The 22,740-nt window shown below is 63.6% G+C and carries 24 protein-coding genes; 13 read left to right on the plus strand and 11 right to left on the minus strand.

The features are described 5' to 3' along the window. The first annotated feature begins 12 nt into the window (after positions 1-12). A complete protein-coding gene (folB, locus tag HELO_RS13605) occupies positions 13-378 on the plus strand; it encodes a dihydroneopterin aldolase (RefSeq protein WP_013333232.1) in 366 nt (121 codons plus the stop codon). Beyond that, positions 378-893, plus strand: coding sequence for a 2-amino-4-hydroxy-6-hydroxymethyldihydropteridine diphosphokinase (gene folK / locus HELO_RS13610; protein ID WP_013333233.1), 516 nt, complete (start codon positions 378-380; stop codon positions 891-893). Before folB ends, folK begins: the two co-directional genes overlap by 1 nt. Positions 894-911: 18 nt before the next feature. Here folK and HELO_RS13615 read toward each other — a convergent pair whose 3' ends face one another. The 8 genes from HELO_RS13615 to HELO_RS13650 all read right to left on the minus strand — a co-directional run bounded on the left by HELO_RS13615 (position 912) and on the right by HELO_RS13650 (position 8,695). Next, on the minus strand, positions 912-2,057 hold the full coding sequence (locus HELO_RS13615; protein ID WP_013333234.1) for a polynucleotide adenylyltransferase: 1,146 nt from the start codon (positions 2,055-2,057) through the stop codon (positions 912-914). Continuing rightward, the gene (glpE, locus tag HELO_RS13620) at positions 2,041-2,388 is read right to left on the minus strand and encodes a thiosulfate sulfurtransferase GlpE (RefSeq protein WP_013333235.1); all 348 of its coding nucleotides are present in this window, start codon (positions 2,386-2,388) and stop codon (positions 2,041-2,043) included. Before glpE ends, HELO_RS13615 begins: the two co-directional genes overlap by 17 nt. Before the next feature lie 27 nt (positions 2,389-2,415). Then, positions 2,416-3,222 carry a symmetrical bis(5'-nucleosyl)-tetraphosphatase gene (locus HELO_RS13625; protein ID WP_013333236.1) on the minus strand — a complete coding sequence of 269 codons (807 nt, stop codon included), beginning with the start codon at positions 3,220-3,222 and terminating at the stop codon, positions 2,416-2,418. Between the two features lie 30 nt (positions 3,223-3,252). Continuing rightward, positions 3,253-3,642 carry a Co2+/Mg2+ efflux protein ApaG gene (gene apaG / locus HELO_RS13630; RefSeq protein WP_013333237.1) on the minus strand — a complete coding sequence of 130 codons (390 nt, stop codon included), beginning with the start codon at positions 3,640-3,642 and terminating at the stop codon, positions 3,253-3,255. Continuing rightward, positions 3,642-4,448, minus strand: a complete 807-nt coding sequence (gene rsmA, locus HELO_RS13635) for a 16S rRNA (adenine(1518)-N(6)/adenine(1519)-N(6))-dimethyltransferase RsmA (RefSeq protein ID WP_013333238.1) — start codon at positions 4,446-4,448, stop codon at positions 3,642-3,644. The genes apaG and rsmA overlap by 1 nt, the downstream gene beginning before the upstream one ends. 26 nt (positions 4,449-4,474) lie before the next feature. Beyond that, positions 4,475-5,524, minus strand: a complete 1,050-nt coding sequence (gene pdxA / locus HELO_RS13640) for a 4-hydroxythreonine-4-phosphate dehydrogenase PdxA (protein ID WP_013333239.1) — start codon at positions 5,522-5,524, stop codon at positions 4,475-4,477. After that, a complete protein-coding gene (locus tag HELO_RS13645; RefSeq protein ID WP_013333240.1) occupies positions 5,521-6,162 on the minus strand; it encodes a SurA N-terminal domain-containing protein in 642 nt (213 codons plus the stop codon). The genes pdxA and HELO_RS13645 overlap by 4 nt, the downstream gene beginning before the upstream one ends. 67 nt (positions 6,163-6,229) lie before the next feature. Next, the gene (locus HELO_RS13650) at positions 6,230-8,695 is read right to left on the minus strand and encodes an LPS-assembly protein LptD (RefSeq protein WP_013333241.1); all 2,466 of its coding nucleotides are present in this window, start codon (positions 8,693-8,695) and stop codon (positions 6,230-6,232) included. A gap of 168 nt (positions 8,696-8,863) precedes the next feature. Here HELO_RS13650 and HELO_RS13655 point away from each other — a divergent pair, with 168 nt between their 5' ends. The 4 genes from HELO_RS13655 (at position 8,864) to speD (ending at position 12,074) form a co-directional block, all read left to right on the plus strand. Continuing rightward, positions 8,864-9,907 (plus strand): aminoglycoside phosphotransferase family protein, encoded by a 1,044-nt coding sequence (locus tag HELO_RS13655; protein WP_041602149.1) that lies wholly within the window; start codon positions 8,864-8,866, stop codon positions 9,905-9,907. Beyond that, entirely contained in the window at positions 9,904-10,569 is a 666-nt protein-coding gene (gene murU, locus HELO_RS13660) for an N-acetylmuramate alpha-1-phosphate uridylyltransferase MurU (protein ID WP_013333243.1), read from the plus strand. Before HELO_RS13655 ends, murU begins: the two co-directional genes overlap by 4 nt. Positions 10,570-10,635: 66 nt before the next feature. After that, positions 10,636-11,055 carry an OsmC family protein gene (locus HELO_RS13665; RefSeq protein ID WP_013333244.1) on the plus strand — a complete coding sequence of 140 codons (420 nt, stop codon included), beginning with the start codon at positions 10,636-10,638 and terminating at the stop codon, positions 11,053-11,055. Positions 11,056-11,279: 224 nt separating this feature from the next. After that, positions 11,280-12,074, plus strand: a complete 795-nt coding sequence (speD, locus tag HELO_RS13670; protein WP_041602618.1) for an adenosylmethionine decarboxylase — start codon at positions 11,280-11,282, stop codon at positions 12,072-12,074. Positions 12,075-12,374: 300 nt separating this feature from the next. Here speD and coq7 read toward each other — a convergent pair whose 3' ends face one another. Both coq7 and HELO_RS13680 read right to left on the minus strand, forming a co-directional pair. Then, a complete protein-coding gene (coq7, locus tag HELO_RS13675; protein WP_013333246.1) occupies positions 12,375-13,019 on the minus strand; it encodes a 2-polyprenyl-3-methyl-6-methoxy-1,4-benzoquinone monooxygenase in 645 nt (214 codons plus the stop codon). 154 nt (positions 13,020-13,173) lie between these two features. After that, positions 13,174-13,515: a histidine triad nucleotide-binding protein gene (locus tag HELO_RS13680; protein WP_013333247.1), complete on the minus strand. Its 342-nt coding sequence runs from the start codon at positions 13,513-13,515 to the stop codon at positions 13,174-13,176. Between the two features lie 364 nt (positions 13,516-13,879). Between HELO_RS13680 and HELO_RS13690 the strand changes: the two genes are divergently transcribed. The 7 genes from HELO_RS13690 (at position 13,880) to tal (ending at position 21,640) form a co-directional block, all read left to right on the plus strand. Further along, the gene (locus HELO_RS13690; RefSeq protein ID WP_013333248.1) at positions 13,880-14,608 is read left to right on the plus strand and encodes an SDR family oxidoreductase; all 729 of its coding nucleotides are present in this window, start codon (positions 13,880-13,882) and stop codon (positions 14,606-14,608) included. A gap of 195 nt (positions 14,609-14,803) precedes the next feature. After that, complete coding sequence (locus HELO_RS13695) at positions 14,804-15,742, plus strand: ABC transporter substrate-binding protein (RefSeq protein WP_013333249.1); 939 nt, start codon at positions 14,804-14,806, stop codon at positions 15,740-15,742. Positions 15,743-15,849: 107 nt separating this feature from the next. Further along, on the plus strand, positions 15,850-17,304 hold the full coding sequence (locus HELO_RS13700) for a sugar ABC transporter ATP-binding protein (protein ID WP_232519643.1): 1,455 nt from the start codon (positions 15,850-15,852) through the stop codon (positions 17,302-17,304). Then, on the plus strand, positions 17,301-18,281 hold the full coding sequence (locus HELO_RS13705) for an ABC transporter permease (protein ID WP_013333251.1): 981 nt from the start codon (positions 17,301-17,303) through the stop codon (positions 18,279-18,281). The genes HELO_RS13700 and HELO_RS13705 overlap by 4 nt, the downstream gene beginning before the upstream one ends. A gap of 48 nt (positions 18,282-18,329) precedes the next feature. Next, positions 18,330-19,880 (plus strand): FGGY-family carbohydrate kinase, encoded by a 1,551-nt coding sequence (locus HELO_RS13710; protein WP_013333252.1) that lies wholly within the window; start codon positions 18,330-18,332, stop codon positions 19,878-19,880. After that, positions 19,877-20,608 carry an SDR family oxidoreductase gene (locus tag HELO_RS13715; RefSeq protein ID WP_041602151.1) on the plus strand — a complete coding sequence of 244 codons (732 nt, stop codon included), beginning with the start codon at positions 19,877-19,879 and terminating at the stop codon, positions 20,606-20,608. Before HELO_RS13710 ends, HELO_RS13715 begins: the two co-directional genes overlap by 4 nt. 78 nt (positions 20,609-20,686) lie before the next feature. Then, positions 20,687-21,640 carry a transaldolase gene (tal, locus tag HELO_RS13720; RefSeq protein ID WP_013333254.1) on the plus strand — a complete coding sequence of 318 codons (954 nt, stop codon included), beginning with the start codon at positions 20,687-20,689 and terminating at the stop codon, positions 21,638-21,640. Positions 21,641-21,735: 95 nt separating this feature from the next. Here the strand turns inward: tal and HELO_RS13725 are convergent, their stop codons facing one another. Next, on the minus strand, positions 21,736-22,734 hold the full coding sequence (locus tag HELO_RS13725) for a LacI family DNA-binding transcriptional regulator (protein WP_013333255.1): 999 nt from the start codon (positions 22,732-22,734) through the stop codon (positions 21,736-21,738). Positions 22,735-22,740 lie beyond the last annotated feature (6 nt).

The raw sequence follows: 22,740 nt of genomic DNA on the forward strand, positions 1-22,740 counted from the left end.
TCAGGAACTGCGATGGACCTCGTACTGATCGAAGCCCTCAAGGTCGACACCGTGATCGGCGTCTATGACTGGGAACGCACCATGACCCAGACACTGGTGCTGGACCTGGAAATGGCCACCGATATCCGCCCCGCCGCGGCTCGCGATGCCGTCGACGAAACCCTCGACTATGCCGCGATCAGCGAACGCATCGCCGACTTCGGCGCGACCCAGCGATTCGAGCTGGTCGAAACCTTCGCCGAGCGTCTTGCCGAGACGCTGCGCCACGAGTACGCCATTCCCTGGCTGCGCCTGACGCTGCGCAAGCCCGGCGCGGTACCGGCGGCCGGAGCGGTGGGCGTGCGTATCGAACGCGGCACGCGAGAGGAAACGCCCTGATGGCCCGTGTCAGCGTCAGCATCGGCAGCAACATCGAGCGCGAGCGCCATATTCACGCCTGCCTGGATGCCCTTGCGGAAACCTTCGACGACCTGCGCGTCTCGAAGGTCTACGAGAGCGAGCCGGTGGGCTTCGAGGACGGCCGCAACTTCTACAACCTGGTGGCGCTGTTCGACTGCGACTGGACGGTGGGCGAGCTGCAGGCCTGGTGCAAGCGCCTGGAATTCGCCAACGGCCGGCATCCCGACAGTCCCAAGTTCAGCCCCCGCACCCTGGATGTGGATCTGCTCGACGTGGGAGGGCTCAGCGGCGAACACGACGGCGTCAGCCTGCCTCGTGCGGAAATCCTGCATCACGCCTTCGTGCTCAAGCCCCTGGCCGAACTGCTGCCCGACACGCCCCATCCGGTGAACGGCAAGCGCTACCGCGATCTCTGGAAGGCCCTGGATGCCCACGACCAGCACCTGTGGCCGGTGAGCTTCGTCTGGCGGGGGCGCGATTTGTCCCATGACTAGCCCGAGCACTGCTCGGAACTAGCGCTCTGTCTCCATCACACCATCGATCGCCTCGCGACGCCGGCGCGCCAGTTCCTCCCCCAGCGCCCGGCCCTTGTAGCCTTCATCGACCAGGCTCTTCGGCAGGATCTGCGTCGCCAGGCGCCAGGCCAACGCCAGGTCCTCGGCCAGGCCGGCATCATCCAGGCTGACCAGGGCGATCAACGACGGCACACGCTCGCTGCGGCGCCAGGCATCGATGCCCTCTAGCCAGGCCATCACCCGTTCGCCATCGACCACGCCCGTTTCGTGGACCAAACGGTGCGTGTGCGCGGCCTGATCGGCCAGACGACTCACTGCCTTGGGGAGTCTCAGGCGTTCAGTCAGTCGACGGCGCTGCTCGGGCGTCAGATGCTCCACCAGGCGCGCCCAGCGCCAGAAAGCCGCGTCCCGGGAATCGATATCCTCGGGCAGGCGCTGCAGGCGTCCCAGGGCCTCGTCCAGTTGCGCGGCATCCTCGACCAGCTCCGGCATCAGCGCCGCCAGGGCACCGCAGTCGTCGAGCGTCTGGAAATAGACATCGGGCCAGGGCTCGCCCAGCGCCTTCTCGGTTTCCGTCCAGACCCGCTCGGCGACCAGGTGGGCGATCTCGCCGCTCGTCACCAGCCGCCGCATGAGGGTCAGGGTTTCCTCGGCGATGACGAAGCCCAGGCCCGCATAGCGCGCCAGAAAGCGCGCGACCCGCAGCACCCGCAGCGGATCCTCGATGAAGGCCGGCGAGACATGACGCAGCACCCGCGCCTCCAGGTCGGCACGGCCGCCGAAGGGATCGACCAGTTCACCCGACGGCGTCTCGGCCATGGCATTGATGGTCAGGTCGCGGCGCGCCAGGTCCTCCTCGAGGGTGACCGATGGACTGGCATGGATCTCGAAGCCGGTATAGCCATGCCCCGACTTGCGCTCCGTGCGCGCCAGAGCGAATTCCTCATGACTGTCGGGATGCAGGAAGACCGGAAAATCGCGCCCCACCGGCTTGAAGCCACGTTGCTGCATGGCGTCGGGCGTGGCACCGACCACTACCCAATCGACGTCGGTGACCGGCCAGCCCAGCAGGGCATCACGCACGGCACCGCCGACCCGATAGACATCGAGGCCGGCGAGACGACGATCAAGCTCCGTCGACATTACCCGATGCCACCCGCTCGGGATGCTTCGACCGCCAATCGGTGAAGCCGCCATCCAGGCTGTAGACGTCCTCGAAGCCCTGGCCGGCCAGCCAGGCGGCGGCCTGCTGGCTGGAGTTGCCGTGATAGCAGACCACCACCAGCGGTGTCTCGCGCTCGGCCTCGGCCAACAGCGCCGGCACCCCGTCGTTGTCCAGATGGCGACTGCCGGGCAGGTGGCCGGCGGCGAAGCTTGCCGGGTCGCGAATATCGACCAGGGTCAGTGGACGCGCCGCATCCAGCCAGTCGGCCAGGGTGGCGACGTCCAGATGCTGAAAGGAAGAGGATGTCATGCGAGCCTCCGTCGTCGGAAGAAAGTGTCAGTGCCAGCCGGGCACGCTGATGCGTTCGCCGGTCTCGAGATTCAGGGCGGTCAGCTCGCCGCCCCACACACAACCGGTATCCAGGGCCTCGGCATGTACCCGACTGCCCGGCGTACGCCCCTCCAGCGCCGCCCAGTGGCCGAACAGCAGGCGCACCGGGTCACGCCGGGCAAACTGAAACCAGGGAGCAAAGCCCTCGGGCGCACTGTCGAGCCCTTCCTTGGCGGCGAAGTCGAGGCAGCCCTCGGCATCGATGAAGCGCATCCGCGTGAAGGTATTAACGATCATCCGCTGGCGCTCGATGCCCTCGAGGTCGTCCCGCCAGCACGAGGGCTCGTTGCCGTACATGCGCTCGAGGAATTCCCCGGCACGCTCACCGCGCAGGCAGGTCTCGACTTCGCCGGCCAATCGTTCGGCCTGGTCGGCATCCCAGCGCGGCGGCACACCGGCATGCGTCATCAGCGTAGCGTCCCGGCGCACCAGCAGCGGGCGACTCTGCAGCCAGTCTAGCAGCGTCTCGCGATCGGACGCCTCGAGGATGGCCGCCAGGGTATCCTTGCGCTTGAGCCCGGCGCCACCGCGTGCCACGGCCAGCAAGTGCAGATCATGATTGCCCAGCACCACCTCGGCACTCGCGTCCAGCGCCATGACCTCGCGCAGGCAATCGAGCGAGCCCGGGCCACGATTGACCAGGTCGCCGGCCAGCCAGAGCCGGTCGCGGCGTGGATCGAATGACAAGCGTTCGAGCAGGGCGACAAACTCGGCGTGGCAGCCCTGCAAGTCACCGATGGCGTAGGTGGACATGCTCTCTCCTGTCGTGGTGAAGGCGTGACCTCAGTGCACCTGATTGGGACCGGCCAGTCGGAAAGGCGCGATAGGCACCTCGAAGGGACGCTGGGTGGCGGTGTCGACGCAGGTGAAAGCGCCCTCCATGACACCCACCGGGCCATCGAGGATCGCCCGGCTGGTATAGCGAAAGGTCTGGCCGGGGCCGATCAGCGGCTGCTGGCCGACCACGCCCTTGCCCCGGACTTCCTGTACCTGGCCACTGCCCTGGGTGATCGTCCAGTGACGCGCCATCAACTGCATGCTGTGCCGGGAATGATTGTGCACGGTGATGGTATAGCTGAACACATAACGCTGCTCCGACGGCGCCGACTCCTCGGCGCAGAAGGCCGGTTCGACATCGACATGCACCTGTTCACCCTGAGACGAGGTCTCCATCAACTCCCCTCCTTCGCCAGGTGATCGGCAATGCGCACGAACTCCGCCACCGAGAGGGTCTGCGGGCGACGCCCCGGATCGATGTCGAGCGCCGACAATGCCTCGCCCGACAGGCGCGACTTGAGGTTGTTGCGCAGCGTCTTGCGCCGCTGGGCGAACGCCTCGCGAACCACCTCGAACATCAACGACTCATCCAGGGCGCGATGCGGCGGCGTCTCGTGCGGCGTGAGTCGCACGATGGCCGATTCCACCTTGGGACGCGGCACGAAGGCCTCCGGCGGCACGGTGAACAGCGACTCGACGCGGCAGTGATACTGGGCCAGCACCGAAAGACGGCCACGTTCGGTACCACCGGGCTCGGCGGCAAGGCGCTCGACCACTTCCTTCTGCAGCATGAAGTGCATGTCCGACACGGCATCGCCGGCCGCCAGCAGGTGGGAAATCAGCGGCGTGGAAATGTTGTAGGGCAGATTGCCCACCACGCGCAACGCGGGGCCGTCGCCGCGCAGCTCACGGAAATCGAACTTGAGGGCATCGCCCTCGTGGATGACGAATCCCGGCTTGTCGAAGAACTGCACGCGCAGCCCCGGTATCAGGTCGCGATCCAGTTCGATGACCTCGAGGTGGCCGTCGGCCGCCTCGAGCAGGGGCTCGGTGAGCGCGCCCTGACCGGGGCCGACTTCCACGAGCCGTTGGCCGGGTCTGGGACCGATGGCACGCACCAACCGGGAAATGATGCCGGGGTCACGCAGGAAATTCTGGCCGAAGCGCTTGCGCGCGCGATGACCCGTGGGGCGGGATGTCATTCACTATCGTCCTTCTTGCTGATCGATCAGGCGAGCTCGCCTCGGCGGACCATGCCAATGGCCTGCGTCACGGCGGCGGACAGGCTGCCCGGGTCGGCCTCGCCACGACCGGCGAGATCCAGCGCCGTGCCATGATCCACCGAGGTACGCACCAGCGGCAGTCCCAGGGTGATGTTGGCGGCGCGTCCGAAGCCCGCGTACTTGAGTACCGGCAGCCCCTGGTCATGATACATCGCCAGGACGGCATCGGCCCGGGCCAGATGATGCGGGGTGAACAGGGTATCTGCCGGCAGCGGGCCGTCAAGCGTCAAGCCTTCGTCGCGCAAGGCCTCGAGGGTCGGAATGATGACATCGAGCTCCTCGCGGCCCAGGTGCCCTCCTTCACCGGCGTGGGGATTGAGCCCACAGACCAGGATACGGGGCGACAGAATGCCGAAGCGATGCCGCAACTCGGCATCGAGGATACGCAGGATACGCGTCAATCGAGGCCCGGTCACGGCATCGCTCACCTCGCGCAGCGGCAGGTGCGTGGTCGCCAGGGCGACGCGCAGCGCCGTTGAGCCATGCCATGAGGGAGAAGCAGTGTGCAGGGCATGCTCGGTGGCGAGCATCATCACCACCTCGTCGACACCACAGGCATCGCGCAGATATTCGGTATGCCCCCGGAAATCGGCATGACCGGCCTCGATGATCACCCCCTTGTGCAAGGGCGCGGTGACCATGCCCGCCGCCTCGCCGGCCTGGCAGGCATCAACCGCCATGGCCAGGGTATCCAGCACGTAAGCGGCATTGCGCGTGTCCAGCGTTCCGGCCTGACACGGCGCCCGCAGCGAGACCGGCCACACCGGCAACACGCCCGCCCGGGGCGGCGGCGGCGCCTCCCCCGGCGACAGCGTGCGTACCGTGACGGAACGGCCGATGGCGTGGGCGCGTTCCTCGAGCAGTGCCGGATCGCCCACCGCCACCACTCTGGCCTGCGGCGGCGCCTCGCCGGCCATCATCACCGCGAGCTCGGGACCGATACCGGCCGGCTCGCCAGTGGTCAGGGCAATAACGGGTAAATCGGTGTCGCTCACGACCCCGAACCGAGACGCTCGTCGACGAAGGCCTGGGAGCGGATCTCCTGCACCCAGGCTTCCATCTCGTCGTTGGCCTTGCGCTGGAACAGCGCCTGACGCGCCTGCTCGGCCGTCACATTGCCCCCCTGCTGCTCGATGAAGCGATTGACCTCGGCCTCGGAGATGCTGACCCGGCTGCCGACACGGCGTTGCTGGATCTGGCGCATCAGGAGTTCGCGCCGCACCTGGTCGCGCACCACGCCGAGCGACAGGCCATCGGCCTCCAGGGCGTCGGCGAACTGCTCCAGGGTCATGTCATTGTTCTGGGCGATGGCCCGCACCTGACGGTTGAGTTCGGTGTCATCCACGCTGAGATTGGCTTCCCGCGCCATCTGCAGCTGGATTTCCTCGATGACCAGTCGATCGAGCACCTGCTGGCGCAGGACATCGTCCGGCGGTACCTCCACGCCCTGGGCTTCCATCTGGGCACGGGTGCGCGCAACGCGCTCCTCGAGCTGGGAGTTCATGATCGCGCCCTCGTTGACCACCGCCACGATGCGGTCCAGAGGCTGACGTGCATCCTGGGCCATGACGCCCACCGGCGCCAGTCCGAGGCACAGGGCCAGTGTCAGGGTGGCGAGTTGTCGGCTGCGCATGTCTATCCTTCCTTTCGTCATGAGTAGTTGCGGGAGCGTCTGCCGGTGGAGTCTGTCCAGGTGTCCTTCAGCGCCGGTCAAGGTCGGTGCCGCGGTAGCCGGGAACCGCCGATGCGAAAAAGTCCCCGGTCTCGCCGCCGACGCCGCCCAGTCCCTTGAACACGAAACGCAGGAAGAGCCCGCGATCCGTGGTGTCGTCCTCAATGGTGTTGGCGGTGCCCTCGTCGTCGATCCACTCGCGCCACACCAGCTGCAGACCATAGCAGCAGTCGTTCCACTGCACACCCGCCAGTTGCTCGAGCATGCGGTCGTTGGTGTTGTCGTAACGCACTCCGCCGATCAGGTCCAGGCGATTCATCGCCTTGTAGGCGAAGGACGCGGAGAACTCTTCAAGATCATAGGTGCGTGTGTCCTCGAGATCCTCGGCGGGCTCGAACCCTTCGAGTTGCCAGCGGTAGCCGAGGTTCAACACGTGTCCGGCCTCGGCCCGGTATTGCACATCGAAGCCCGTGCTCTCGGTACGGCTCTTGTGGTCGTCGTAGAGCCATTCCCAACGGGTACGCCAATGATCGTCGATCTGCCAGTCGAGCTGCGTCACCCAGGGCGAACGCTGGCGAGTGGCACGATAGCGATCTTCCGGATCGTCGGGCAGGGTATCGGAATCGCCCTGCATGTCGACGTGGCGATCCTCGAAGTAGGCCGCCTGGCCCACCCCGAAAGACAGCCGCTCGCGACCGCTGCGATCCTCGAGAAAGCGGCTTTTCACCCCGTAGGAAAGACGGTTGAGATCACCGACGCGATCACCGCCGCTGAAACGATAGGGCGACCACAGCTGGTTCCAGGAAAAGGCCAGCTCCGAGGTGTCGAAATCGGGGAATTCGCTCTGGTCCCGGGCCGGTACATAGGCATAGTTGAGACGGGGCTCCAGCGTCTGGCGATAGGCGTCGCCGCCAACGTCGAGATCCCGCTCGAAGACCAGGCCAGCATCCACGGAGGCCACCGGCAATGTGCGCGTCAGACTCTCGTCACGCTCGGTGAGACGATCCCCGTAATCCAGCTCGTAGTTGGTATGGTGCAGCTGCAACCGCGGCTCGAGAAAGCCCCAGGTCGTGTCGGCCCGCCAGCCGACGGCCGGGGTCAGTTGCAAACGGGCCCCGTTGGCCGCTTCGCGCAGTGGTACCTGCCGTTGCTGGTCCTTGAAATCGTAGAAGCCCTGCTCATCGCTCTCGATATCGCGCCAGAAGTAGGTGGCATTGGCGTTCCACTCCTCGTAGAAGCCGACATCCTGCTGCCAGCGCGCCTGGGCAGTCAGGCTCGGCAGCCGATAGAACGGCTTGTCGTTCTCCTTCAGAGGATCGTCCAGGACCTGATAGCCCTGGGCCTTGCCCTCCAGGCGCCAGGTATCGCCTCGATATTCGATCAGTGCCAGGCGTTCCATGTTCTGGGTATCGGACTTACCGAACGTCTGGCCGAAGTCATCGAAATAACGGCCATCGCTGGCGGCGCCGTAGCGCAGCCGGTAGTCGGTACGCTCATCGACGCGACCGGCGTGGCGGTAATCGAAGTACCAGCGAGCATCGCCGTTTTCCAGCGACGAATAGGTCGAAGCTTCATCGCCGGCGCGCCGGTCGTCGGCGATGTAGGCACCTTCGACAGTGCCGGCAGCGGAGGGCAGCAGGTAACGATATTCACCACCCAGCAGCAGGCCCCGGTCGCTGATCACGCGCGGTGTGATGGTGGCGTCCTGATTGGGAGCGATATTCCAGTAGAACGGCTGGGCATAGTCGAGGCCGTTGCCCGAGGTGCCGAGGGTCGGCCACAAAAAGCCGGTCTGACGGCGATCGTCGATGGGAAAGCGCACCCAAGGCCAATAGAAGACCGGCACCTCGCCGACCTCGAGACGGGCATGTCGAGCGGTACCGAAACCGCTCTGCCGATCCAGCACGATATCATTGCCCACCAGGCGCCACAGGTCGCTGCCCGGCTCGCAGGTGGTGAAGCTGGCCTCGGTCAGTTGGTAGCGCCCCTCGGCGACGCGTGCCAGCTGCACGGCATCGCCGCGCAACCGCTGCTCGTGGGCCACATAGTGAGCCTGGTCGATGCTCGCCGCCTCGCTGTCCAGCGAGAAGGAAGCGGCATCGCCACGCACCAGCAGATTGCGATCGCGCAGCGCCAGGGGCCCCTCGGCCGTCACGCGCTCGCGGGAGGCCGGCACCCGCACCTGCGGCGCCTCCAGTTGGGTATCGTCGCGACGCAGTACCACCTCGCCACTGAGGACCGTCTCGCCATCCTCGCCGTACTGGCCGTCATCGGCTTCGCTTGCCACCTTGCCTTCGGCCGGTGCCTCCAGCCGATACGCCGGCATCTGGTAGTATCCACGACACACGGCGCCCTCGGGGCGATCCTCGCCCCAGGGGTGCCAATCCAGTTGCGCGGCCGGCAACGACTCGGGCGGCGCCGCCCATAGCGGGGCAGTCACCATGCTCGAGGTCACGAGGCCGGCCAGGGCCGTCCAGGAGGATCGATTGCCCATGTTCAACGATGTCCTTGGCGGAGTGAATCGGTATTATACAGCCCCAGAGCGAGCTGTCCCGCCGACGAGCCCCTGTCATCGCCGACGACGTCGGGCTTCAGCATGCGGCGACGCCATGGGGTCGTCAACCGAAGGACGCCCCGCACACAGACGAAACATGAGGTGAAGATGCCAGAGGCCGACACGACCTCGCGCCAATCCGCCCTCCGCCGGTGGGCCGCCGAACGTCACGGTATCGCCCCCGATGCCCTCGATCTGCGCCTGGCCGCCGATGATGCCAGTTTTCGACGCTACTTCCGGCTGACACTGGCCGACGGCACCCGCCGCATCCTGATGGACGCGCCGCCGGACAAGGAAGACAGCGCGCCCTTCGTGGCCATTGCGCGCCGCTGGGCGGACGCCGGCCTGCCGGTTCCTCATCTCCATGAAGTGGATCTGGATGCCGGTTTCCTGGAGATCGAGGACCTCGGTGACACGCCCCTCCAGCATTGTTTCGAGGCCTCCGAGGCCCCGACCACCCTGGCCTGGCACGACCGGGCCCTGACACTGCTCGACGCGCTGCAGAACCGAGCCGACCCGCAAGGCCTGCCGGCCTATGACGCCGACCTGCTGGGGCGTGAGCTGGATCTCTTCACGACCTGGTGTCTCGATCGCTGGCTGGCACTGGCCGCACCGCCGAGTTGGCCTGCCCTTCGTCAGCGGTTGATCGATACCGCCCTGGCCCAGCCGGTGGTCACCGTGCATCGCGATTTCGACGCCATGAACCTGATGGTCGTCGACGACGCGCTGTACCTGATCGATTTTCAGGATGCCGTGGCCGGCCCGCTGAGCTATGACCTGGTCTCGCTGCTCCACGGCCGCTATTGCCGCTTCCCGGCGAGCCGTCGCCGTGCCTGGATCGAGGCATTCCGCCAGCGAGCCATGACCGACGGCCGCCTGAGCGACATCGAGCCATCACGGTTCCACCACTGGGTTGCCTGCATGGCCGCCCAGCGTGCTATCAAGGTCATCGGCATCTTCTGCCGACTGACCCTGCGCGACGGCCGCCAGGGCTATCTCGCCCGCCTGCCGCATTTTCTCGATCACCTGGAAGATGACCTGGCGGAACTGGACGAATTCACCGATTTTCGCGTCTGGGTCGCCGACATCCTCCGCCCTGCCCTGCTGGCCAGGCTGGAGGCCCAGGGCGTCGCCTGGGAGAGCGTGGCATGAAGGCGATGATCCTGGCGGCGGGGCTCGGCACCCGCATGCGCCCGCTCACCGACCACTGCCCCAAGCCACTGCTGGAAGCTGGCGGCAAGCCACTGATCGTCCATCATCTGGAGCGGCTCGCGCGTGCCGGCATCCAGGAAGTGGTGATCAACGTCAGCTACCGTGCCGAGCAGATCGTCGACGCCCTGGGCGACGGCAGCGCCTACGGCGTTTCCATCGCCTGGAGCCATGAAACGACGCCCCTGGAGACCGGCGGAGGCATTCGCCAGGCCCTGCCACTGCTCGGCGACGCCCCCTTCCTGCTCGTCAACGGCGATGTCTGGTGCGACCTGGACCCTGCCACCCTGCCATCATCGCTGGGGAACGACCTGGCGCGGCTGGTGCTGGTCGACAACCCCGACCACCATCCCGAGGGCGATTTCCGCCTCGATGCCGATGGGCGCGTTCGCGAGGGGGAAGGCCCGCGCCTGACCTATGCCGGTATCGCCCAGATCGCCCCGGCGCTGGTGGCCGATCACTCCGAGGGCGCCTTCGCCCTGGCGCCGCTGCTGCGCGCCGCCATGGCCGACGAGCGCGTCGCCGGTCATCACCACCGAGGGCGATGGGTCGATGTCGGCACCCCCGAACGACTCGCCCTTCTGGACCAGGCCCTGCGAGGCTGAGACGCAGACGGGCAGCTGCTATGCTGCCCATCCCTACTCGTCCTTCAATCAAGGAAACCTTGCCCCATGAAAGCCAGCGTCAAGTGGACAGACGGTCGTCAATTCGTCACCGAATCCGGCAGTGGCCACAGCGTGGTCATCGACGGCCCGCCCGACCATGGCGGTCGCAATACCGGCCCCCGGCCGATGGAGATGTTGTTGATGGGACTCGGCGCCTGCACGTCCTTCGACGTGCTGGAGATCCTCGAGAAGTCCCGCGCGCCGGTATCGGACTGCGTGGCCAGCATCGAGGCCGAACGCGCCGACAGCGTGCCCAGCGTCTTCACCAAGATCCACGTACACTTCACCGTCAGCGGCCAGGGACTCAAGGAGAAACAGGTCAAGCGCGCGGTGGAACTCTCCGCCGAAAAGTATTGCAGCGCCTCGATCATGCTCGCCAACGGCGGGGTCGACGTGACCCATTCCTTCACCATCGTCGAGCAATGAGCCCCATCGCCCCCGCCAGGATACGCTGAACGGTCGCCAGGGAAGGCGACCCTGGTGTCGAGACCCGCACCCAGGCTTCCCGCCGTGTCGCGGGAAAAAAACATGACTCTCCAGGTGCGCGGTCATCGATGGCTGTGCATAATACGCGCCTTTCCATCGCCACGCGGGTTCCGGCGCCGCTCGTCGGGATGAACACCATCAGCCATATCGAAGGAGGCTCGGACGTGACCGACAATCTCCGACTCCACGGGTTCAACAACCTGACCAGCTCCCTGAGCTTCAACATCTACGACATCTGCTACGCCAAGACCGAGGAGCAGCGGCGCGCCTACATCGATTACATCGACGAGCTCTACAACGCCGAACGCCTCACGCAGATCCTCAAGGATGTCACCAACATCATCGGCGCCCAGGTGCTCAACATCTCCCGTCAGGACTACGAGCCCCATGGCGCCAGTGTGACCATCCTGATCGCCGAGCATGAACTGGAAGAAGCCGCGCCCGAGCAGATAGCTCCCGGCCCCGGCCCCTTGCCCGAGACCGTGGTCGCCCATCTCGACAAGAGCCATGTCACCGTCCACAGCTATCCGGAATCGCACCCCGACAACGGTATCAGTACCTTTCGCCTGGACATCGACGTTTCCACCTGTGGCCAGATCAGCCCGTTGAAGGCCCTCAACTACCTGATCCACAGCTTCGACTCCGACATCGTCACCATGGACTACCGGGTACGCGGCTTCACCCGGGACGTGGACGGCCGCAAGCTGTTCATCGACCACGACATCACCTCCATCCAGGACTACCTGGCCGAGGACACCAAGCGGGCCTACCAGATGATCGATGTCAACGTGTATCAGGAGAACATGTTCCACACCAAGATGCTGCTCAAGGACTTCGAACTGGACAACTACCTGTTCGGCACCTCGCGCCGCGACATCTCCTTCGAAGAAGCCCGCGACATCGAAGGACGACTGCGCAAGGAGATGCTCGAGATCTTCTACTCGCGGAACATGGATTGACCCGCGCAGAGCGCGGGAGCTGTAAGCGGGAAGAGGGAGCTGTAAGCTTTAAGAAAAACCAAAACCCCCATCGGCCAGCTCGTACCGATGGGGGTTTCCGTCTTGAAGTTGGTCCTGGGGTTACTTACCGCTTATAGCTCGCCCAGAAGGGGCTGACAGAAGTGCTGAATAAATCGCCGAGCATCGTGAAGTGCAAGGCGCACGGAGCACAGAAAGCGAGACATAACGAGATGTTAGGCGAGCTTGCGAGCACCGCGCAACGCAGCGATTTGCATGCGCAGGCATTTATGCAGTGCTTCCTCAAAGCCTATAGACAGACTTAGTCATCACCTTGGACATCAGCGTCATGCCGGCCTTGACCGGCGCCGGGAAACGCGCCCCGCCAGCTTCCAGCGCCTGATGGGCATGATGCGCCTCGTCGATGGCCATCTGGCGGAGCACCGCCCTGGAACGGCGGTCGCCGGGCGGCAGCTTTTCCATGTGCTCATCGAGATGGCGCCCCACCTGCTCCTCGGTGGCAGCCACGAAGCCCAGGCTGATGCGATCGCCCACGGCCCCTGCCACGGCCCCGATGCTGAAGGATGCCGCATAGAACAGCGGGTTCAACAGGCTGGTGCGACCGTCGAGTTCCTGCAGGCGCGCATCGCACCAAGCCAGATGATCTACCTCCTCCTGGGCCGCCTCCTCCATCTGGCCTCGCACCTCGGGCAGCTTGGCGGTCAGCCCTTGCCCCTGGTAGAGCGCCTGGGCACAGACCTCGCCAGTATGATTGATGCGCATCAGTCCTGCAGCATGGCGCCGCTGCTCATCGTCGAGCATCTCGTCCTGCACATCCTCGGTGGCGGGAGAAGGACGCGAAGGCTGAGCCGCCTTGGGCACCAGGGTACGCAATACGGTATCGAACTGGTGGATCAGGTCGTCGGCGCGGGAATATTGGCGAGTCATGGTACCCCCCTTGTGCGATCGGTGATGCCATTGTAACCGAGCGCCTCGCCGTGCACAGCGCCCAAAACGCAAAACGCCGCCTCGAGGGCGGCGCAGATGCACCTGATGCGTCGAACGCTTGCGGCAGCACGGCCTGGCGCCGCGCGGGTTCCGGCTATCCAGCCGGCCAAGTGAAGCGACGACCGCCCATCAGGTGCATATGAATATGATAGACCGTCTGGCCGCCCTGGTCATTGCAGTTCATCACCACCCGATAGCCATCATCGGCGAATCCCTGTTCCTTGGCCAGACGCGCGGCGGTGTATTGAAGGCGCCCCACCAGGGCCAGATCGCCCTCCTCGATGTCGTTCAGGGTCGCGATGTGCTTCTTCGGCACCACCAGCATATGGATCGGCGCCTTGGGATCGATATCGTTGAAGGCCAGGACATCATCGTCCTCATAGACGATATCGGAGGGAATCTCGCGATTGATGATCTTGCAGAACAGGCAATCCATGTCGGGCTCCGGTCTGGTTGAATGCTGAATGGTGCTGCCAGGCCATGAGGTTACCCCTCGATCCCCTCTCTGTCAGTCCTCATGAGTGTGTTCGAGGTCCAGGGCGCTGTCAGCCCATCCGCTAGACATTGGTCGAAACGCCATTGCCTCGGGCGAACCTGCCGCCTAGGCTTCAAAATGTTGACGTCAACATTCAACAAGATCGCCAAGGCTCCATGCCAGATCAAAATTCGAATCAAGCCCGACATCGACCGAACTCGTGAGTCCTGCCCCAAGGCATCTCGGTCATCAGGCGCGTGGTTCCCTGACAAGCCCTCGGCGATACCCCGTATTCGGAATACCATGCAAGCAAGGAGATGACGAAATGGCGAATGAATTGACTGGCAAGGTGGCGGCCGTTACCGGCGCAGCATCGGGCATCGGGCTGGCCAGCGTCAGAGCGATGATTGCTTCCGGTGCCAGAGTGGTCATGATCGATCGTGACGCGACCGCCCTGGCAGAAGCCTGCGAGCAGCTTGGCGATGCCGCGATTCCACTGGTCATCGACCTTCTCGACCCGCAGGACTGCAAGACGCTGTCGTCCCAGATCCTCGAGAAAGTCGGACAGCTCGACATCTTCCACGCCAATGCCGGCAGTTACATTGGCGGCGACCTGCTCGATACCGATCCCGATGCCATCGACCGAATGGTCAGCCTGAATGTCAGTGTGGTGATGAAGAATGTCCACAATATCCTGCCGCACATGATCGAGCGCGGCACGGGGGACATCATGGTGACGAGTTCGGTAGCCGGGCATTTTCCCGTCCCCTGGGAGCCGGTCTACGCCTCTTCCAAGTGGGCCATGACCAGTTTCGTCCAGACCGTCCGTCGTCAGGTCCTGAAGCACGGCATCCGGGTCGCATCTGTCTCGCCGGGCCCCGTCAACAGCGCTCTGCTCGCCGACTGGCCGGAGGATAATCTACGCAAGGCGAAAGAATCCGGCAGCATCATCGAGCCCGCCGAAGTGGCCGATGCCATCCTGTACATGCTGACCCGCCCTCGCCATGTGACCATTCGCGACATGGTGGTCCTGCCCAGCAACTTCGACCTTTAAGCAATCGACCGATCGTGTGATGTCTGGAGCATCAGTCCCTTGTCCGATAGGAGCCTGCCCATGACTAGACATTGGTCGAATGTCCATTGACCCGTCTATCGAGGCTTTCTAGCCTCCTTTATGTTGACGTTAACATTTCAGTGGTTTCAACAACGCAACGTCCTATAACGAGACAAGAACAAACCGGGAGCAAACATGAATATCCGCAAGCTCACAGCACGTTGCCGCCAGGCCGCGCTCATCACTGCCTGTGCAACGCCTCTTGCCGCAGCTACCGCCTCGGCCGACGAGTCGGACCTGACAATCGGCATGTCCTTCCAGGAACTCAACAACGAATACTTCGTGACCATGCAGGAAGCGCTCGAGAGCGCTGCCGACAGCCTGGGAGCCGAAGTGATTACCACCGATGCCCGCCATGACGTCGCCAAGCAGGTCAGCGATGTCGAAGACATGATCCAGCAGGGCATCGATATCCTGTTGCTCAATCCCGCCGACTCAGTCGGTGTCGAGACGGCGGTTCTGGCTGCCAAGGAAGCCGGCGTTACCACGATCGCCATCGATGCCCAGGCCAACGGCCCGGTGGACGGCTTCGTGGGTTCCAAGAACTACGACGCCGGCTACAAGGCCTGCGACTACCTGGCACAGCAGCTCGATGGCACAGGCCAGGTGGCCTTGCTGGATGGCATTCCGGTCGTTCCGATCCTGCAGCGCATAGAGGGCTGTACCGCGGCACTCGACGAATACGATGGCATCGAGGTGGTCGACAAGCAGAACGGCCGCCAGGAACGCACCCACGCCATGACGGTGACCGAGAACATCATTCAGGCCAACCCGGATCTCGACGGCCTGTTCAGCGTCAACGACATTGGTGCCCTGGGCTCACTGATCGCCATCAACTCCAGCGGCCAGGACATCAAGCTGGTCAGTGTCGACGGACACCCCGAGGCCGTTGCCGAGATCCAGAAGCCCGACTCCCCCTTCATCGCCACCTCGGCTCAATATCCTCGCGACATGGTTCGTCTGGGGCTCGGCCTGGGGTTGGCAAAGTACTGGGGCGCCGACACGGCCCCCGCCGAGATCCCCATCGACGTGGAACTGATCGATCGCGACAAGGCCACCGACTTCAGCTGGTAACCATCTACCCCAGACGCTGACAACGTGTGCCGCCCAGGGCGGCACACGAGGATCCCCCCATGACGCCACTACTCTCCCTGAGACACATCTCGAAGTCGTTCCCCGGGGTGAAGGCCTTGCAAGATGTATCCCTCGATGTCCATGCCGGCGAGGTACATGCCCTGCTTGGCGAAAACGGGGCCGGCAAATCGACCTTGATGAAAATCCTCTGCGGCATCTATCGACAGGACGAGGGAGACATCGTCATCGATGGCCAGACGCGCGACTTTCACGGTTATCAGGATGCCCTGGATGCCGGGGTCGGTATCATCTTCCAGGAATTCAGCCTGATCCCCGACCTGGATGCCGTGGACAATATCTTCCTGGGACGGGAGAAACGTAACCGTTTCGGACTGCGCGACCGATCCACCATGATCCGCGAAGCGCAACGCTTGTTCGAACGCCTCAGGGTCTCGATTCCACTGGACTGCCCCATCGCCGAACTGAGCATTGCCGATCAGCAGTTCATCGAGATCGCCAAGGCCTTGTCACTGGATGCCCGACTGCTGGTCCTGGACGAGCCGACCGCCACCCTGACGCCCAGCGAAGCCGATCACTTGTTTGCCATCATGCGGGCGCTGCGCGACCAGGGCGTCGGCATGGTGTTCATCTCGCATCACATGGAAGAGATCTTCACCATCTGCGATCACGTCACCGTGATGCGCGATGGCAAGAAGGTCGACGACTGCCATGTCGCCTCGACCTCCCCCGATGATCTGATCGAGAAGATGGTCGGTCGCCGCGTCGAAAACATTTTCCCCGAACGCCGTTGCGATGCCGACTATGACGATGTCGTGCTGGACATCCAGTCCCTGCGCCTCGATCCCAACGGTCCCGAACACTCGCTGAAGCTCCATCGTGGCGAGATTCTGGGCTTTGCCGGTCTGGTGGGCTCCGGTCGCACCGAACTGGTCAGGGGACTGATCGGCGCAACTCGTCCCGCCCACGCCAGAATCAGCATCGAAGGCAAACCGGTAAGACTCCGGCACCCCGCTGCCGCTCTCGAACAAGGTATCGGATTACTTCCGGAAAACCGCAAGACACAGGGACTGGTCCTGCCGTTCTCGTGTCGCGACAACATCTCGTTGAACAACCTGGCACAGTTCCAGGGGAACTTGCCGCTGCTGCGACGCGGGCAGGAGGCACGTACCGCCACCGACTTGATGGCAGCCGTGCGCGTCAAGGCCCCCAGCCCCGAAACCCCGGTCGGAGAACTCAGCGGCGGCAATCAGCAAAAAGTCGTCATTGCCCGCTGGCTGGGCCATCAATGCAAGGTGCTGATCTTCGATGAGCCTACCCGGGGTATCGACGTCGGCGCCAAGGCAGAGATCTATGCCCTGATGAAAGAACTCACCGCCCAGGGTGTCTCCATCATCATGATCTCCTCGGAACTCCCCGAAGTGCTCGGCCTGTGCGACCGTGCCGCGGTTTTCTACCACGGCCGGATTGCCGCCGAACTCGAGGGCAGTGCGCTCGACTCACAATCCATCATGCATCATGCCACGGGGGGACTCAGCTCATGAGCCAGCTCGCCTCAACTCCCGGCGCCAACCGCCAGCCCCTCAAGACACGACTGGCGCGCTGGCGGCGCACCCCGATCTTTTACCCATTGATCGGTTTCATCGTCATCTTCTTCGCCATGGCGGTGATCAACGACAACTTCCTGACCTCAAGCAATCTCGTCAATCTGGCTCGACAGGCATCCATCATCGCGATCATCGCCGTCGGCATGAGCCTGGCCATTCTCACCGGCGGCATCGATCTTTCAGTCGGTCCGGTGATGGCACTGTCGGGCACCATCATGGCCGGCCTGATGGTAGCCGGCGTCCCTCCGGCACTGGCCATCATCCTGGGCCTGCTGGTGGGAGCCGCCTTCGGCGCTTTCAACGGCCTTTTCGTGGCGTTCGCCGGCATGCCTCCGATCATCGTCACCCTCGCTACCATGGGCATCGCTCGCGGACTCGGGCTGATCTATACCGGAGGTTATCCGATTTCCGGACTCCCCCCGGAATTCGCCTTTTTCGGGCGTGGCACTCTGGCCGGCATCGAAATGCCGATCCTGATCATGATCGCCGTCTATGCACTCGGATATGTATTGCTCGGCCATACCGCGACCGGACGCTACCTGTATGCCATCGGCGGCAACGAAGAAGCCACCCGTCTGTCCGGCATTCGCGTCTCGCGCTACAAGCTGCTGGTCTACACCTTGAGCGGCACGACCGCCGCCATTGCCGGACTGATCCTGACATCGCGCCTGATGAGCGGCCAGCCCAACGCCGGTGTCGGTTTCGAACTCGATGCCATCGCTGCCGTGGTTCTGGGAGGTGCTGCCATCACCGGCGGGCGCGGCATGATTCTCGGAACCCTGATCGGCGCCCTGCTGCTCGGCGTACTCAACAATGGCCTCAATCTGTTGGGGGTATCGCCCTATCTCCAGAACGTCATCAAGGGGCTGATCATCCTTCTGGCGATCTACATCAGTCGCAAACGCACTCCCTGACTCGCGACTCGCACAGGGCCGTCCTCGAGCAGAGTGGAGGAAAGTCATATGGACACCGTTATCGGTATCGATATCGGAACCCAGAGTACCAAGGCGCTCGTGATCGATCGCCATGGCCGAATCCTGGCCGAGCGCAGTCAAGGGTATCGCGTCGATACCCCCCGCCCCCTCTGGGCCGAGCAATGGCCGGATGTATGGTGGGAGGCCATGATCCAGTGCCTCGGGGACTGCCTGGAAGACCCCGAGGTCGATCCCCGCAGCGTCAAGGGCCTGTGCGTCAGCAGCCTCTATGGCGGATCGGGCATCCCGGTCGATGCCGACATCCGGCCGGTCCATCCCTGTCTGATCTGGATGGACCGTCGGGCCGAGGCCCAGGTCCAGTGGGTGAAGGAACATATCGACATGACCCGTCTGGAAGCCATTACCGGCAATGGCGTGGACAGCTACTACGGTTTCACCAAGATGATGTGGCTGAAACAGGAACGGCCGGAAACATGGGCCCAGACCCACTACTTGCTGCCCCCCAACAGCTATATCAACTATCGCTTGAGCGGTGAAATCGCCATCGACCACAGTTCGGCCGGCAACATCGGTGGCATCTACGACTTGGCGGCACGCGACTGGTCGACGGAAATGCTCGATGCTCTGGATCTCGACCGGGACAAGCTCCCGAGCCGATTGGTGGAATCGCAAGCTCCTGTCGGTGGTCTACTGCCGTCATTGGCCGATTCGCTTGGCCTGACGGCCAATATCCCCGTGGTCGCCGGCGGCGTCGATGCCGCGATGGCCACGCTGGCTGCGGGCGCAACCCGACCCGGAAATCACGTCGCCATGATCGGTACCAGCATGTGCTGGGGCGTCATCAACCAAAGCGTCGAGGCGGGTGAAGGACTCATCAGCATGCCGCACGTGCTGAACGGTGGCCACGACCTCTATACCTTCGGCGGCGCACTGACCGCCGGTGCCGCCGTCAGTTGGTTCGTCGATACCTTCGATGGTGAAGACCCGACCGTCGGGGAACGTGGCGATGCCTATGAACGACTCGAGCCGCCTGCCCGGGCGCTGCCACCAGGTGCCGAAGGCCTGCTCTTCCTCCCCTACCTGATGGGGGAGCGCAGCCCGGTCTGGGACGCCCGGGCCAGCGCCTGCTTCATCGGTCTCAGCCTCTATCACCAACGACATCATCTGTACCGCGCCGTACTGGAAGGCGTGACCTTCGCCCTGCGACACAACATGGAAGCAGGCAAACGTCAGGGAAGCCCCCTCGATTCGCATCTGATCGTGGTCGGTGGAGCGACCCGCTCGGACCTGTGGATGCAGATCATCGCCGACGTGACCCACATGCCGGTCTATACCTATCGCGAGAACGTGGAGGCGGCCCTTGGCGCTGCCCTGCTGGCCGGACAGGCGGCCAGCCTGATCGATCTCGATCAACCGCTGCGGCATGGCACCCTGATCAAACGCGCCGTGCCTTCCGATACGGCAATACGCCGATACGACGATCTCTTTTCCCTTTATTGCCAGCTCTATCCGCGGCTCAAGCCAATCATGCATCGGCTCAACATCAACAATCCCCCCGAGAGCGATCCCATATCATGAATTTCGAACTCCAGAACCACCGCATTCTCGTCACGGGCGCGACCAGCGGGATAGGGCTCGACATCGCAAGGTCACTCGACGAGCTCGGTGCTGACCTGGTGCTGCTCGGTCGCAACCGGGACAGGCTTGCCGAACTCGAACAAGAGCTGGGAGCCCACACCCTGGCCGTCGACATCACCGACGAAAACGCCGTCTCCATGGCTTTCGCCGACATGCCCGTCCTGGATGGACTGGTCAATTGCGCCGGTATCTCGATCCTCGACAGTGTCCTCGACGTCAAGGCCGAGGACCTCGAGCGGATCATGACCACCAACGTGACCGCAAACGCTGTGGTGGCACGGGAGGCAGCTCGACACATGCTCGCGCACGGCCGTCAGGGCAGCATCGTCAACGTCTCCAGCCAGGCGGCGATGGCCGCCCTGCAGGGCCACCTCGGTTACTCCGCCTCCAAGGCGGCCCTGGATGCCATGACCAGAGTGCTGTGCCTCGAGCTTGGTCCCAAGGGCATCCGCGTCAACAGCGTCAATCCGACGGTGACCCTGACTCCCATGGCAGAACGCGCCTGGTCGGACCCTACCAAGCGCGATCCAATGCTGGCCGCTATCCCCCTGGGACGCTTCGCCACTCCCCGGGAAGTCGCTCTGCCGGTGGCTTTCCTGCTGAGTCCGGCCGCGTCGATGGTCAGCGGCGCCTGCCTGCCGGTCGACGGTGGCTTCACATCCCATTAATCGCCTCGTGCCTGACGGCCATGCATCGGCGGCTCTCCAGGCTCAAGCGATCCATCACTCACTCGAGCAGGGTATTCCATGACACATCGCCTCGACGCACTTCGTCGGCACTCCCTGGTGGTCGCAGACACTGGAGACCTGGATGCCATCCGGCGCTACCAGCCCCACGACGCCACCACCAATCCCTCGCTGATTCTCAAGGCCTTCGACTTGCCGGGCTACCAGTCGTTGATCAATCAGGAACTCGCTGCAGTCAAGGCCGAGAACAGTGATCACCGGGAAGAGCATGCCGTGGACCGACTCTCCGTGGCCATGGGAAGCGAGATCGCCAAGGTGATACCCGGCCGAGTATCCACCGAAGTGGCCGCCCGACTATCCTTTGATACCCAAGCCAGTATCCACAGAGCTCACAAGTTGATGGCACTCTATGAGCAACATGGCGTTTCCAGAGATCGTGTCCTGATCAAACTCGCCTCGACCTGGGAAGGTATTCGCGCCGCCGAGGTACTGGAAAGAGAAGGCATCAACTGCAACCTGACTCTGTTGTTCAGCGACGCTCAGGCTCAGGCCTGTTTCGATGCCGGCGTCTTCCTGATCTCGCCCTTCGTCGGGCGGGTCTCGGACTGGTACAAGAAGGATACTGGCCGGGACTTCACTCCCGACACCGACCCCGGCGTACAGTTCGTGCGTGGCGTCTGTCAACGGGCCACCCAGGGCGGCTACGACACTGTGGTCATGGGAGCCAGTTTCCGCAACACTGGTCAGGTGCTGGCTCTGGCGGGATGTCCACGATTGACGATCGCACCACCATTGCTTGAGGAACTCGCCACCACGCCAGGTACCGTCACTCCCAGAATGCTCATGGCACGCGGTGGTGGCCCCCGTCCGTCCCCGCTCACGGAATCCGCCTTCCGTTGGCATCACAATCAGGATCCCATGGCCAATGACAAGCTGGCCGAGGGCATTCGACGTTTCGACGCGGATCAAGAATGCCTGGAGGCAAGGATCGCCGACCGTCTGGCATCTTTCTGATACATCGAGCGTCCAGCAACCGCCCGGACATATCCGGCCCCGACTCGCTGTGATGATGAGCACCGTGGCAGGTGCGCTTCATGACGAAAGAAGCACTAGTGCATCAAGGAAGCCGAGACAACGACCTCGCGACCCGCCACCGTGGGATCCTTGATCTGTTCGAAGAGCAGGTGAAAGGCCTCATGTCCCGCCCGGTAGGTGTCGTGTACCGCACAGGGCACCGACACATCAAAGATGTCGGCGTAAGGCAGCCGATCGATCCCTGCCACGAGGACATCGTCTCGCGACACATGGGCGTCATGCAGGGCTCGCATTGCCCCCAGGGTGATCAACTGATTGAAACCGAACACAGCCTCGGGGACCTTGCTGTGACGCATGAAGTCCGCCATGTCGCGATAGGCAGGCTGCAGGGTGTAATCGCCCGGCCGCTGTTCCAGCCTCAATGGGATGCCCGCACTATCATAAGCCTCCTTGAGGCCGGACAGGCGATGCTGCGTGATCCGCGAGCCCCGCGGGCCAGTCAATACCAACACCTGGCGGATACCCTCATTCACCAGCGCCTCACCCACCAGACGGCCGGCCAGGCGGTTATCCAGCACTACCCGGCTGAAATCCTCCACATTCAGGATACGATCGAGCATGACAACCGGTAACTTGGCGGCCCTCAAGCGTTCTAGATAGGCGGGCTGGTACGCCGCGTCATCGGAAACAGGGGAGAGGATGACACCGGCGACCTGATAGCTGAGCAGGGTCTCGATCGCCACCTCTTCACGCTCCGGCGAACCATCGGTGTCGATCAGCATGATCGTATAGTCATGCTGTTCGGCCGCCCGGGAAATCGCCTTGATGACTTCGCTGTAGAAAGGGTTATCGACACTGGCCGTCACCAGGCCGATGAGACGGTTCTTGCGGCTCCTGAGATGACTGGCAAAGGCATTCGGCACATAGCCCAGTTCCCGGGCCGCGGCCAGAATCTTCTCCCGCGTCTCCGGCTTGACCTTATCGGGGTCCTGGAAGGCACGCGACACCGTCATGTTGGTCATGCCCACATGTCTGGCGATGTCGTTGATAGTGACCTTGCTGCGTCTTGCCATGTTGCT

Source organism: Halomonas elongata DSM 2581 (assembly GCF_000196875.2).
In the GTDB taxonomy this organism is placed as follows: domain Bacteria; phylum Pseudomonadota; class Gammaproteobacteria; order Pseudomonadales; family Halomonadaceae; genus Halomonas; species Halomonas elongata.